Source organism: Sanguibacter suaedae, from assembly GCF_016342785.1.
Taxonomy (GTDB): domain Bacteria; phylum Actinomycetota; class Actinomycetes; order Actinomycetales; family Cellulomonadaceae; genus Sanguibacter; species Sanguibacter suaedae.
Window position 1 is genome coordinate 1 of sequence record NZ_JAEINH010000010.1, and the last position, 13,499, is coordinate 13,499.

Below are 13,499 nucleotides of genomic sequence, written 5' to 3' on the forward strand. Positions count from 1 at the left end.
GGACCCGCTGGTGAGGCCCGTCAGGACACGGCTCGGCTCCGTGCTGCTTTCTGGCTCCGGCCCTGGACTAGCCTGTGAGCACCTTTGCCCTCACGTGCGACGTCACCGAGGTCGGGGAGCCGGTCGGTGGCTGACGTGTGTCGAGGAGAGGCGGGGCGATGGTCCGGACGGTCGATGGAGAGACGCGTCTGCCCCCGGGGTTCGCGCACCCGCACGCGTCGGAGGAGGCACGGCGGATCGCGGAGGACGGCATGATCCTGCGTGTCCAGGTCGGGTCTGGCGTCCACGGGACCGCGATCTCCGGGCAGGACGACCGCGACGAGATGGGTATCTGCCTCGAGCCGGCCGAGTTCGTCACCGGGCTCGCGCGCGTGCCGCGCGGGATCGACAGCGAGGCCGAGGTCGAGTTCGAGCAGTACCAGCGGCACACCGTCTGGGACCAGCCCGGCGGACTCGCCAACCGGTCCGGGGCCGGTGACCTCGACGTCGTCATCTACTCGGCGCGCAAGTGGTGCAGGCTCGCGCTGGCCGGGAACCCGACGGTGCTCCTCGCGCTCTTCGCACCGGACGACGAGGTCGTCTACCGCAACGAGGCGGGTGCGGAGCTCGTCGAGAACGCTCCCCGTTTCGTCTCCAGGCTCGCCGCGGACCGCTTCATCGGGTATCTGCGCGCCCAGCGCGACGCGATGCTGGGCGCGAGCGGTGCGCACAACGGCCGACCGGAGCTGGTGGCAGCGCACGGCTACGACACGAAGTTCGCGATGCACGCCCTGCGCCTCGGGATCCAGGGGATCGAGTACCTCACCACCGGGCGCATCACCCTGCCCGTCCCGGAGCCCGACCTCGGCCGGCTGCGTGCCGTGCGCCGCGGCGAGGTGGAGCTGTCACGCGTCGTCCAGGAGATCACGGACACGGAGACCCGCCTCGAGGCGATCCGCGACTCGTCGACCGTCCGCGACCAGCCGGACCGCCGCTGGGTCGACGACTGGTTGCACCGCTCCCACCTGGCCTTCTGGGCCGGTTGAGACCGACCAGACCACTCTGCTCGGCTGAGACTGAGCTCTCCCACTGAGCCGACGGGGCGTGCTTTCGTGGACGGGGCGTGCGCTCGAGGCGCCGCATCGTCCACGAGAGCACGCCCCGTCGTGGCGGCACCCGCTCAAGGTGCGGGCGTGGGGTGTCGATGGACGTCATGTGCGTCGAACCTGGATCCCCGTGGCAGTCGGGTCGCTGACTGCGGCCCTCGTCGTCGGTGCGCTCGTCGCCGACCCGGCACGGGACGTCGTCCACGGCTGGATCGCCGAGCGTGCGTGGCCGGAAGACCTCGCAGCGGTGACGGCTGCGATGGACGCGGTCGACCTCCCAGACGGCTACGCGCCCGTGACGTGCCCCGACGACGGGCTCGCCGCCACGAGGTGCTGGACCACCCTGCTCACGCCGGAGCAGGCTGAGCCAGACATGGGCGCGGCTGCCGAGGAGGCGTCGGACCTCGTCACGCTCGAGACGAGCCCGGTCGCGTCAGCGGGGACGGGGGAGAGACCGACACTCACCGTCGTCACGGCCAGCGTCCAGGGAACCTACGACTTCCAGGGCTTCAGCCTCCTCGCGCAACGCGACATCGACGAGGAGGCCACGAGCGTGGACGAGCTCTGGCTCGACACGACGACGGTGCTCCTCGTCCCGGCCCTGACCCCGCCCTGACCGGGCACCCGGCGCACCGCTGAAGCCCGCCACCTCACCCGGGGCGAGCCCGACGGGGCGCGCCTTCATGGACGGGGCGTGCGCTCAAGGCGCCGCATCGTCCACAAGAGCACGCCCCGTCACGCGGGAGCGGGAAAAGATGCCCGGTCAGCCCTTGACGCAGAGGAGGGTGCGCAGCCGGGCGACCACCTCGACGAGGTCCGACTGCGCCGCGATGACCGAGTCGAGGTCCTTGTAGGCGCCGGGGATCTCGTCGACCACACCGGCGTCCTTGCGGCACTCGACGCCCGACGTCTGGGCGGCCAGGTCGTCGACGGTGAACTCCTTCTTGGCCCGCGTCCGCGACATCCGCCGCCCCGCACCGTGCGACGCGGACTGGAACGACGCATCGTTCCCCAGCCCCCGCACGATGTACGACCCGGTGCCCATGGACCCGGGGATGAGCCCGAGCTCACCCCGGCCAGCCCGGATCGCACCCTTGCGGGTGACGACCAGCTCCGCACCGTCGATCTGCTCGACGGCGACGTAGTTGTGGTGGACGTTCACGGCCTCGTCGAACTCCACGTCCAGCCCGTCGAACGCGCGCCGCACCTGGTCGACGACGAGCGCCATCATCACCGCACGCGACCGGGCCGCGTACTCCTGGGCCCACCGCAGGTCCGCGAGGTACGCGTCCATCTCAGCGGTCCCCGCGAGGAACACGGCGAGGTCGCGGTCGGGCAGCGACAGGTTGTGGTCGAGGCCCTTGGCGATCGACACGTGCCGCTCCGCGAGCTCCTTGCCGATGTTCCGCGACCCCGAGTGGAGCTGCAGCCACACCTGGTCGTCCTGGTCCACGCACAGCTCGATGAAGTGGTTGCCACCACCGAGCGTCCCCAGCTGCTTGCGCGCCCGCGCCTCGAGGTTCTGCACACCCGTGTGGAGCGAGGAGAACCTGTCCCACAGCGACGCCGTCCCCGAGACGAACGCCGCGCTCACGGGCCCCGACCGCACGGGCCGCACCCGGCTGAGGTCCACAGGGTTCTTGTGCGCGTGGAAGCCGACGGGCACGGACCGCTCGAACTGGGACCGCAGGGCACCCAGGTCGTCCGGCAGGTCGGACGCGGTGAGCGACGTCCGCACCCCGATCATCCCGCACCCGATGTCCACGCCCACGGCGTTGGGCGACACCGCATCGCGCATCGCGATGACCGACCCGACCGTCGCACCCTTGCCCAGGTGCACGTCGGGCATGACGCGCACGCCCTCGACCCACGGCAGAGCCGCGATGTTGCGCAGCTGCTGGAGCGCCGCCGGCTCGACGTCGTGGGGGTGGGTCCACATGAGCGTCGACGCCTTCGCGCCGGGGAGGGGGACGGGGAACTCGGTGTGCATGATGCCTCTCTCGTCAGGGCGGGCACGGACGCTGGTGCCCGGGCCTCGCAGAGCCCCGACCGTAGTGGAGGCCACGACGCGCCGTCGCCCTATTTGTGGGAGACCCGCGAGGTGTCGTGCGGACGCGTAGCGTGACTCCTATGATCACGAGCCCGCGTCCGGCGCGCAGCCACCTCGTCCGTCTCGCAGCAGCGACGGTTGCGGTCTTCGGTCTCGCCGGGTGCGTCGGAGGGGAGACGGTCGTCGAGCAGCTGCCGGCCGCTCAGGCCGTCTCGGCGCCCGACCTCGTCCCCTTCCCGGACGACGCCGTCGGCGACTACCAGCTCGGTGGCGCCTACGAGCCTGCCCCCGGCGTCACCCTCGTGGTGCGCGACAGCACCGACGACCCCACCCCTGGCCTGTACAACGTCTGCTACGTCAACGGCTTCCAGACGCAGCCCGGCGAGTCCGAGGAGCTCCTCGCCGAGAACCCCGACCTCATCCTCCACGACGCGTCCGGCGAACCCGTCGCCGACCCGGGATGGCCCGACGAGTACGTCCTCGACATCTCCACCGACGCCGCCCGGCAGGCCGTCGCCGCCCGCGCAGGCGAGATCCTGCGCACCTGCGCGGACCGCGGGTACGACGCCGCGGAGATCGACAACCTCGACTCCTACCTGCGTTCCGGCGGGGCGCTCGACATCGACGACGCCACCGCCGCGGCGCGCCTCATCGTCGAGCAGGGCGCCGCGCTCGGCCTCGTCGTCGGCCAGAAGAACACCGTCGAGCTCGCCGAGCGCGGTCGCGACGACATCGGCTTCGGGTTCGCGGTCGTCGAGGAGTGCGCCGTCTGGGACGAGTGCGACGTCCTCACCGAGGTCTACGGCGGCCAGGTCCTCGCCGTCGAGTACACCGACGAGGGCGACTTCACCGCCGCCTGCGCGACCCCCGGACGCCCCGCGGACATGATCCTGCGCGACCGCGACCTCGTGACCCCCGACGACGACGAGTACGTCTACGAGCGCTGCTGACCGCACCACGGACGACCGCACCACGGACGACCACCCCGGCCGCCGACGGTGCCTGCCACGATGCTCCCGTGGAGCACACCATCACCCTCACCGGTCACGGCGTCCGGCTCGTCCCACTGGCCACCGAGCACGCGTCGGCGCTCGCGGCCCTCGTCGACCATGCGCTCTGGGCGGGGATGACCGTCCCGCTGCCGGACACCGAGGAGTCGATGACCGCGTACGTCGACGCCGCAGTCCGCACGCCCGGCCGGGCGGCGTTCGCCGTGCTGGGCGACGACGGCGCGGTCCGTGGGTCCACCTCCCTGCACGAGCTGGTCCCGTCGCAGGGACGTGCCGAGGCGGGCCACACCTTCTACGGCCGCACCTGGTGGGGTGGGCGCTCCAACCCGGCCTGCAAGCTCCTGCTGCTGCAGCACGCCTTCGAGACCGAGAGGCTGTACCGGGTGGGATTCCGGGTGGACAGCCGTAATACGCGCTCCCTCGCGGCGATGGAGCGCCTCGGCGCCGTGCGTGAGGGCGTGCTGCGCGGCGCCCGCATCGCCCACGACGGGTCCCGTGGTGACACCGTCGTCCTGTCCGTCCTCGCCCCCGAGTGGCCCGACGTCCGGGCCCGGCTCGAGGCCCGGCTCGGCTGACAGGAATGTCCCACCCCTCGCCGTCGTTCGGATGATTGACGGATCAACTAACGAGGAGGCGGAGATGCTCGACGTCGTGGTCATCGGGGCGGGGCAGGCCGGCCTCGCGGCCGCGTACCACCTGGTGCGCCTCGGGCTGGAGCCCGAGCGCGACTTCGTGGTCCTCGACTCCAACGACGGGCCCGGCGGGGCGTGGCGGCACCGGTGGCCGTCGCTCACCCTCGGCGCCGCGCACGGCATCCACGACCTGCCGGGCCTGCCCATCGGCCCTCCTGATCCTACCGAGCCCGCATCCGTGGCCGTGGCCCGCTACTACGGGGACTACGAGACCCGGTTCGGGCTGCCCGTGCACCGCCCGTACACGGCACGCTCCGTGCGTTCCGAGGATGACCCGCCGGACGACGCCGCCCGCCCAGCCGGCACGGACGACCGGACGGCCCCGCTCCTCGTCACCGCTGAAGCCCCGGACGGTACGACGCGCACCTGGCGCACGCGCACCGTCATCAGCGCGACCGGCACGTGGACGCGCCCGTACTGGCCCCACTACCCGGGGCGCGAGACGTTCCGGGGGCGCCAGCTCCACACCCGCGACTTCTGGACCGTCGAGGAGTTCCGCGGTCAGCACGTGGTGGTCGTCGGGGGAGGGGCGTCCGCGGTGCAGTTCCTCCTGCCCCTCGCCGAGGTCGCGACGACCACGTGGGCGACGCGCCGGCCGCCCGTCTTCGGTGACCGGGTCTTCGACCGCGAGTGGGGCATCGACGTGGAGCGGCGCGTCCGCGAGCGCACCACGGCCGGGTTGCCCACGCTGAGCGTCGTCGGCGCCACGGGCCTGCCGCTGACCCCGGAGTACCAGCAGGGCATCGACGACGGGGTCCTCGTGTCCCGCGGCATGTTCACGCGCGTCGTCGAGGACGGCGTCGTGTTCCCCGACCCGACCGACCCCGACGGTCCGGGCGAGCTGGTGCGCGCGGACGCGATCCTCTGGGCGACCGGCTTCCGCCCTGCCGTCGACCACCTCGGACCCTTGCGGCTGCGTGAGCACGGTGGGGCGATCGCCACCGACGGCGTCCACGTCCCGCGGGACCCGCGCGTCTACCTTGCCGGGTACGGGTCCGGGGCGTCGACCATCGGCGCCACCCGCTCCGGCCGGGCGGCTGCCGTCGCGGCGGCCCGCACCCGTCCACAGGTCGCTGACCTGCGCACCTGAGCCTGTGGACGGCGGCCTCGACGCGAGCCGCCGCTGCTAACGTCCCGAGTCGCGCCCGGTGAACGAGTCACCGGGGCGAACCGCAGGGGGCACACGTGTGGTACCTGGTCATCATCCTGGCCGTGAAGATCGAGAAGCGGGTCGTCTGGCCCATGAAGTGGCGCATCCAGCGGTTCCTCCTCCCACGGCACAGGGTCGACGACCAGATCGAGAAGCTGGTCCTCTGGCGCAACACCACCGGGATCGTCCTCGTCGTCGTCGTGCACGGCTCGTGGAACCGCGACATCTCCGGTTCCCTCGGTGACGCCGCCCTCTCCGCGATGACGACCCCCTTCGTCATCGCCGGCCTCGTGATCGTCTCCGCGCTGGGCATGGCCGCAGCCGCGAGACGGGGGCACCGACGCGCGATGCTCACCTGCACGTGGATCCCCGTGCGCACCGTCCTCGTCAGCCTCGGGGCGCTGATCACGATGATCCTCCTTCCCACTTTCACCGGATGGGTGAGCACCAGCCTGCCGGCGGACGTCCCGGGCATGATCCAGCTCGTCCTCGCCCTGGTGTCCCTCGTCGGCGGCTTCCTCTACCTCGTGGCGCTCGTCCTCATGGTCACCGTCGGCCTCCGCGCCGCATCCCAGCACTACTTCCGCGCCGTCGACGGCCACCCCTGCATGCGCGCCGTCGTCTCCGCCGCGCTCAGCACCTGGACCCTCGGCACCCTCGCCTGGTCGTGGGCCGAGGAGAGCGGCGGCTTCGCGCTCCCCACCTGGGCGGTCGTCCTCGTCCTCATCGGCGGCCCGCTGGTGAACGTCGCGCTCGCGGCCTACGAGCTGCGCAGGCTCCGCGTGGTCCACGGCATCGACTTCAGGTCGGCGTACGTGCGCACCACTCCGGTCGGGGTGTGATGAACCGATAGTGTCCTCCCAGCGGTACCGACGGACTTCCTTCGTTTCCCACCCCTGAGCCGGGTGTGAACGAGGACATGTCCCCTCCGCACGTTCATTCGTGCTGCCTGGGGATGTGTTCCGTTGACTGCTGTTCGTTACAGTGCCGACTCGTTGATGAATCTCGCCGTGCACGACTTCAGCTCCGTGGAACAACAGCTCACCCACCACTTCAGAGCGCAAGGCCTCGGTGCCCCGGGAGCGAGCGAGACGCGGTCGTGGCGGCACTCGATCCCGACGCTCGCGCGCGATCTCTGCGATGCGGGTCTGGAGAAGACCGAGGTCGTCCTCGAGCACAGGCTCCCACTCTCCTCGAAACGGACCGACGTGATCCTCGCGGGCGTGCATCCGCGAACCGGAGCCCCTTCCTACGTGGTGGTCGAGCTCAAGCAGTGGAGTGCCGCGCACCGGTGGGAAGGCTCGGACACGCTCGTCGACGTCGACGGGGCGGCGTATCGCCCCGTTCTCCACCCGAGCGTCCAGGTCGCCGGATACGCCGAGTACCTGCGTGACTTCGTTCGCATGTTCGCGCAGACGCCCGAGTCGCTCTCGGCCGTCGCATACCTGCACAACGCTGACGACCTCGGTGTGGCAGACCTCTGGGACAACCCCGCGCTCGGAGAGGCGCCGATGTTCACCGGGCAGGAACGAGGAAAGCTCCACGCCCATCTGAGGACCCGGCTCGAGCCCGGCGCTTCCGGGGCGGAGGCGGCCGACCTCTTCCTCTCATCCGCTGTCGCGCCGTCGCGGCAGCTCCTCACCGTGGCGGCGAAGGAGGTCCAGGACCGTGAGCAGTTCGTCCTCGTCGATGAGCAGAGGGTCGCTTTCGAGCTCGTCCTGAGATCGGTCGAGAGGGCGAGGCGGCAGGACGCAAAGTCCGTCGTGGTCGTCACCGGGGGCCCCGGATCGGGCAAGTCAGTCATCGCCCTGTCGCTCCTGGGCGAGCTCGCCCGTCAGGGACGCACCGTCATCCACGCCACAGGCTCGCGGAGCTTCACGCAGACCATGCGCCACGTGGCGGGGAGGAGATCGACCAGGACCAAGGCGCTGTTCAAGTACTTCAACTCGTTCATGGACGCGGAACCGAACGGGCTCGACGTCGTGATCCTCGATGAGGCGCACCGGATCCGCGCCACCTCGGTGAACCGCTACACGAGCAAGGCGGTCCGCGACCGTGCGCGTCCCCAGATCGAGGAGCTGCTCTCGGTCGCTCGTGTCCCCGTCTTCCTCCTCGACGAGCACCAGGTGGTCCGCCCCGGGGAGATGGGCACACTTGCCGACATCGAGAGGCACGCGGAGGACCGCGGTCTGGATGTGCTGCACGTCGACCTCAAGGCGCAGTACCGGGCTGGTGGGTCCGAGGCGTACATCGACTGGGTCCAACGGCTGTTGGGCCTGACCCAGGGAGGGCCGGTCCCATGGGTCGCGGATTCGGCGTTCTCCGTGGACGTCGTGAGCTCGGTGGGCGAGATGGAAGGACGGCTGCGCGCATACCGGGACTCCGAGTTCAACGCGCGCATGACCGCCGGGTACTGCTGGCCGTGGAGCGACCCCCGTCCCGACGGCTCGTTGGTGCCCGACGTCGTCGTGGGAGGGTGGAGCATGCCCTGGAACCTCAAGGGGGAGAGGCGCGTGGGCGACGCACCGCCTGCCTCGCTCTGGGCGTCAGATCCGGCAGGCTTCGACCAGGTGGGGTGTGTCTACACGGCGCAGGGCTTCGAGTACTCCTGGAACGGGGTGATCCTGGGACCGGATCTCGTGTGGCGGGCCTCGGCCGACGAAGGCACTGGGGGATGGGTGTCGCAGCGTGACCGCAACAAGGACCCCGACTTCCGCTCGCGGGCGAAGGTGTCCGACGCGGAGTTCGACCGGCTGGTCCGCCACGTCTACAAGGTCCTCCTGACGAGAGGCATGGTCGGCACGCTCCTGTACTCGACTGACCCCGAGACCAACGCGATGCTCCGGAGCCTCGTCCCGTAGGCTCGGGCGAGGTGAAGACGCGCCTCTTGCTCCGTTCCTGCGCGATGCGTAGGATTACAGCTGCAGGACGCCGCGAGGCCTCCCGCATCGCCTTAGACCCCGTCATCGAACGGGGTCTTCGTGCGTCTGGACTGTCTCAGGGCGCCCAGTGCCAGGACCTCACGACGCTGTCGGCCACTGATGCCCAGATCCGATCACTCGTCGCGATTGCACGGGGATCAGTGTCGACCGCCATGTTTCGTCGACGGTGCATGAATGTCACAAGGTCGGCGGCCTGAAGGAGTCGACTGTGCTTCGACGGCGCGAAGTGCAAGGTGTCGAGCAGGTGGGGAAGAGTGCTGCTCTGGTACCCCGGCGTGCCGAGGCGTCTGAATGACCGGAAGTTCGTCCTGTGGCGTTCTTCCGAGTGGACCTCGTCAGCGATGACGACCACGTGGTCCCCGATGTCGGCTGCCACGCTTTCGATGCTCTCGAGAACGTGGCCGAGCACAACGTCGTGGGGTGGGTAGGGCGCCGAGTAGCGGCGGAGCTGGCGGGCGACGTCCATGCTCCGGAAGATGAGCCGAGCGCCCGAAGTGCCGATGATGTGCATCGCGCGCCCGTAGACATTGATGAGCTGTCGCAACTTGAGGCAGGACCAGTCACCCTTGCCGTGGAAGAGCTCGTACCCGTGGAGTTCGGCGTCCATCGGGAGCGAAGTGCTCGACGAGTACTCGACGACCAGTTCGTCGAGCCCTCGCTCGATGGTGGACGCTGCATCGCTGTCGACGACTATCGCGCCGAGGCAGAAGTACTGGTCTTTGGCATAGGACTCGTCGACGTAGGCAAGAAGCACGCCGGAACACTAGTCCGTCGTCTTGGGTGTCACTCCGACGAGACTCACCGCGGAGTGACGCCCCCCGTGAAGTGCTCTTTGCCGCTCTTGGCGTCCCACCCGGCGTACCGGAAGGCGCGCCGCCCGCCGGCGTCAGGTGACGTGGTGGGTTCGATGGCGACGGCCACCCGTCCGGGGAGGAGGACGGGCTTGGCGAACTCGACGGTCCAGTCGTAGGCGCCACGTCCGTCGGCCCCGGGACGGCCCGCGTCGGACTCGGCGAGGGCGCGCGCGGCCGTGTACATGCCGTGGGCGATGGCGCGGGGGAACCCGAAGGCCTTCGCGGTGAGACCCGACAGGTGGATGGGGTTGCGGTCTCCCGACACGGCCGCGTACCGCCGCCCGATGCCGGCGTCGAGGGTCCACCGGCCCGTCGGGAAGCGCTCCGCGCTGCTCCGCACGCTGGTGCCCGCGGCGTCGTCCGACACCTCGGGAGCAACTGCGGACGGGGCGGCCCCGACTCCCTTGGCGAGGTATGTCGACACCCCGCGCCACACGACCTCCCGCTCGTCTCCGGCACCGGTGCGTGCGGACACCTCGGTGACGAGGTCCACCTGGGTGCCCTTACGGTGCGGGAGCGCGTCCTCGGCCCACGCACGGACCTCGAGGTGCTCGTCGACGTGGACGGGCCGTTCGACGCGGACCGCGTTGGCGAGGTGCACCATGCCTGCGACGGGCAACGGGAAGTCGGGGCGCACCATGACGGCCATCGCGACGGGGAAGGCGAGCACGTGGACGAACCCGGCGGGCAGGAGGTCGTCGGCGGGTTCCCCGAGGAGACGCTGGTAGGCGAGGAGGCGTGCGGGGTCGGCGACGACGTCGGCCACACGGTAGGTGACGTCCGGCAGGACGATGCCCGACGCCCGGTCCTCGTCGCGCCCGCCGACGAGCCCGCCGAGCACGGGGACGCGCGCGAGGAGCGCCGCCGGGTCGGGTGCGACGGCGCGGGCGTAGAGCCCGCCGAGCCCGGGGACGGCGGGCAGCGTGGTGGTGGGGCGCTCGTCACCCATCAGGCGCCCACGAGGTTCTGTCCGCACACGCGGAGCGTCGTACCGTTGATCCCACCTGCGGCGGGGGACGCGAAGAACGCGACGGTCTCGGCGACGTCCACGGGCTGCCCGCCCTGCTGGAGGGAGTTGAGCCTGCGCGCCACCTCCCGCGTGGCGAAGGGGATGCGGGACGTCATGTCCGTCTCGATGAACCCGGGCGCCACGGCGTTGGCCGTCCCGCCGACCTCGGCGAGGAGCGGGCCGGTGGCGCGCACCATGCCGACGACGCCCGCCTTGGACGCCGCGTAGTTGGACTGCCCGCGGTTGCCCGCGATGCCGCTGGTCGACGCGAGCGACACGATGCGCGGCGCGTCCCGGAACGCGTCGGATGCGAGGAGCTGCTCGTTGATGCGCAGCTGGGACGCGATGTTCACGGCGATCACGGAGTCCCACACCTCGGGCTTCATGTTCGCGAGGAGCTTGTCGCGCGTGATCCCGGCGTTGTGGACCACGATGTCGAGGCCTCCGTGGCGGCGTACCGCGTGGTCGATGATGCGGGTGCCCGCGTCGGGCGTCGTGATGTCCAGCTGCAGGGCTGTGCTCTTGACGGCGTTGGCGACCTTCGCGAGCTGTTCGCCGGCGGCGGGCACGTCGACGACGACCACGCGGGCCCCGTCGCGGGCGAGCGTCGTGGCGATGGCGGCACCGATGCCGCGTGCGGCACCGGTGACGACCGCGACCCGCCCGGCGAGCGGGCGCTCCCAGTCGGCGGGCGCCGACCCGGCGTCGGAGGACACGGTGAGGAGCTGGCCGTCGACGAACGCGGACCGCGCCGACAGGAGGAACCGCAGGGCTCCGTGGACGGACGTCGCGTCGACGGTGACGTCGCCCGCGAGGACCACGCCGTTGCCCGTGGCGCCGCCACGGAGCTCCTTGGCGACGGAGCGCAGGATCCCGTCGACGCCCTGGCGCACGGCGGCGAGGGCGGGTGCGTCGGTCGCGAGGGCCGGGCGTGACACGGTGACGACGCGGGCGCCGGGGGCGAGGGACCGCAGGACGCTGCCGAGCTCGCGGACGGGGTCGGAGAGGTCGTCGGGGTGCGTGGCCTCGGTGAGGACGACGACGACGGCGCCCCACCGGGCGGTGTCGTCCGCGGCGGTGCGGCGCACGTCGAGGTCCCACCCGAGGAGGGTGCGGGCCACGGCGTCGGCGTCGTCGCCCGTGCCCACGGCGCCCCCGAGCACGAGGACGGGCCCGGTGACCAGCGGGGCGCCGGGCGTGTGCCGGCGCAGGACCGACGGGCGGGGGAGGCCGAGCTTCTTGGCGAGGCTCCCGGTGAGGCCGCCGTTGACGAGCGAGGTGTACGTGTCGGTCACTTGGTGCTCCCCTCGGTGTCGGCCGACTCGATGATGGCTGCGACGCCGAGGCCGCCGGCGGCGCACACGGAGACGAGCGCGCGGGCGGTGCGGCCCGTCTCGGCGGCCTTCGCAGCGACGAGCTTGGCGGTCGTGGCGACGATGCGCCCCCCGGTGGCGGCGAAGGGGTGGCCGGCGGCGAGCGACGAGCCGTGGACGTTGAGCCGTGCCCGGTCGACGCTCCCGAGGGCGCCGTCCAGGCCGAGCTCGGTGCGGCAGTAGTCGTCGTCCTCCCATGCGGCGAGGGTGGTGAGGACCGTGGACGCGAAGGCCTCGTGGATCTCGAAGAAGTCGATGTCGTCGAGCGTCAGGCCGTTGCGGCCGAGCAGGCGGGGCACGGCGTGGACGGGTGCCATGAGCAGGCCCTCGTGGCCGTGGACGTAGTCGACGGCGGCGGTCTCGCCGTCGACGACGCGGGCGAGGACGGGCAGGTCGTGCGCCTGCGCCCACTCGCGGGAGCCGAGGAGGACGGCGCTCGCGCCGTCGGTGAGCGGGGTCGAGTTCCCGGCGGTCATGGTGGCGGGCGTCTCGAGGGACTTCCCGAAGACGGGCTTGAGGGTCCCGAGCCTCTCGAGGCTGGTGTCCGCGCGGAGGTTCTGGTCGCGGGTGAGGCCCTTGAACGGGGTGACGAGGTCGTCGAAGAACCCGGCCTCGTAGGCGGCGGCGAGGTTGTGGTGGCTGTCGTACGCCACCTGGTCCTGTGCCTCGCGGGTGATTCGCCAGCGCGCGGTGGTGATGGCCTGGTGCTCGCCCATGGAGAGCCCGGTGCGGGGCTCGTCGGTGCTCGGGGTGGCAGGTGCGACGTCGGCGGGACGCAGGGCGGCGAACGCCTTGAGGCGTGCCCCCACGGTCTTGGCGCGGGAGGCGTTGAGCAGGGCGTGGCGCAGGCCCTCGCTCACGGCGATCGGGGCGTCGGAGATGGTGTCGGTCCCACCCGCGATGGCGGACTCGATCTGTCCCAGCCGGATCTTGTTGCTCACCCCGATGACGGCCTCGAGGCCGGTGGCGCACGCCTGCTGGAGGTCGTACGCGGGGGTCTGAGGCGAGAGGGCGGAGCCGAGGACGCACTCGCGGACGAGGTTGAAGTCGCGCGAGTGCTTGAGGACGGAGCCCGCGACGACCTCGCCGATGCGCTCACCCTGGAGCCCGAACCGTGCGACGAGCCCGTCGAGCGCGGCGGTGAGCATGTCCTGGTTGCTCGCGGACGCGTACTTCCCGCCTGCTCGGGCGAAGGGGATGCGGTTGCCGCCGAGGATGTAGGCGTCCTGCGGGAGCGGGGTGGTGGGATGTGCGGGGGCGGTCTGCGGCACTGGGTTCTCCTCGCGTCTTTGCGTCGGGACTGCGTCGGGCTATGTCCAGCACCCACAGTACCT

The 13,499-nt window shown here is 71.3% G+C and carries 12 protein-coding genes; 7 read left to right on the forward strand and 5 right to left on the reverse strand.

The window, feature by feature from the left end; genetic code table 11:
• Positions 1 to 158 precede the first annotated feature (158 nt).
• Positions 159 to 1,025 carry a nucleotidyltransferase domain-containing protein gene (locus tag JAV76_RS11955; RefSeq protein WP_198734299.1) on the forward strand — a complete coding sequence of 289 codons (867 nt, stop codon included), beginning with the start codon at positions 159 to 161 and terminating at the stop codon, positions 1,023 to 1,025.
• A 169-nt stretch (positions 1,026 to 1,194) separates the two neighbouring features.
• Positions 1,195 to 1,701 (forward strand): hypothetical protein, encoded by a 507-nt coding sequence (locus tag JAV76_RS11960; protein ID WP_198734300.1) that lies wholly within the window; start codon positions 1,195 to 1,197, stop codon positions 1,699 to 1,701.
• A 147-nt stretch (positions 1,702 to 1,848) separates the two neighbouring features.
• Here the strand turns inward: JAV76_RS11960 and JAV76_RS11965 are convergent, their stop codons facing one another.
• Positions 1,849 to 3,075: an RtcB family protein gene (locus JAV76_RS11965; RefSeq protein WP_198734301.1), complete on the reverse strand. Its 1,227-nt coding sequence runs from the start codon at positions 3,073 to 3,075 to the stop codon at positions 1,849 to 1,851.
• A gap of 140 nt (positions 3,076 to 3,215) precedes the next feature.
• On the opposite strand from JAV76_RS11965, the gene JAV76_RS11970 reads away from it, so the two are divergent.
• From JAV76_RS11970 to JAV76_RS11990, 5 genes are all read left to right on the forward strand, one after another.
• On the forward strand, positions 3,216 to 4,085 hold the full coding sequence (locus JAV76_RS11970) for an endo alpha-1,4 polygalactosaminidase (protein WP_198734302.1): 870 nt from the start codon (positions 3,216 to 3,218) through the stop codon (positions 4,083 to 4,085).
• A 68-nt stretch (positions 4,086 to 4,153) separates the two neighbouring features.
• Positions 4,154 to 4,720, forward strand: a complete 567-nt coding sequence (locus JAV76_RS11975; RefSeq protein WP_198734303.1) for a GNAT family N-acetyltransferase — start codon at positions 4,154 to 4,156, stop codon at positions 4,718 to 4,720.
• A 64-nt stretch (positions 4,721 to 4,784) separates the two neighbouring features.
• The gene (locus JAV76_RS11980; protein WP_198734304.1) at positions 4,785 to 5,927 is read left to right on the forward strand and encodes an FAD-dependent oxidoreductase; all 1,143 of its coding nucleotides are present in this window, start codon (positions 4,785 to 4,787) and stop codon (positions 5,925 to 5,927) included.
• Positions 5,928 to 6,049: 122 nt separating this feature from the next.
• Positions 6,050 to 6,829, forward strand: a complete 780-nt coding sequence (locus tag JAV76_RS11985; RefSeq protein WP_198734305.1) for a hypothetical protein — start codon at positions 6,050 to 6,052, stop codon at positions 6,827 to 6,829.
• Positions 6,830 to 6,985: 156 nt separating this feature from the next.
• Positions 6,986 to 8,848: a DUF2075 domain-containing protein gene (locus tag JAV76_RS11990; protein ID WP_198734306.1), complete on the forward strand. Its 1,863-nt coding sequence runs from the start codon at positions 6,986 to 6,988 to the stop codon at positions 8,846 to 8,848.
• A 136-nt stretch (positions 8,849 to 8,984) separates the two neighbouring features.
• On the opposite strand, the gene JAV76_RS11995 is transcribed toward JAV76_RS11990, so the two are convergent.
• From JAV76_RS11995 to JAV76_RS12010, 4 genes are read right to left on the reverse strand one after another with little or no spacing between them, the layout of a single operon-like run.
• Complete coding sequence (locus JAV76_RS11995) at positions 8,985 to 9,683, reverse strand: DUF3800 domain-containing protein (RefSeq protein WP_198734307.1); 699 nt, start codon at positions 9,681 to 9,683, stop codon at positions 8,985 to 8,987.
• Between the two features lie 44 nt (positions 9,684 to 9,727).
• Positions 9,728 to 10,732 (reverse strand): MaoC family dehydratase, encoded by a 1,005-nt coding sequence (locus tag JAV76_RS12000; protein ID WP_198734308.1) that lies wholly within the window; start codon positions 10,730 to 10,732, stop codon positions 9,728 to 9,730.
• A complete protein-coding gene (locus JAV76_RS12005; protein WP_198734309.1) occupies positions 10,732 to 12,087 on the reverse strand; it encodes a 3-oxoacyl-ACP reductase in 1,356 nt (451 codons plus the stop codon). The genes JAV76_RS12000 and JAV76_RS12005 overlap by 1 nt, the downstream gene beginning before the upstream one ends.
• Positions 12,084 to 13,436, reverse strand: a complete 1,353-nt coding sequence (locus tag JAV76_RS12010) for an acetyl-CoA C-acetyltransferase (RefSeq protein WP_198734310.1) — start codon at positions 13,434 to 13,436, stop codon at positions 12,084 to 12,086. Before JAV76_RS12010 ends, JAV76_RS12005 begins: the two co-directional genes overlap by 4 nt.
• Between the last annotated feature and the right edge of the window lie 63 nt (positions 13,437 to 13,499).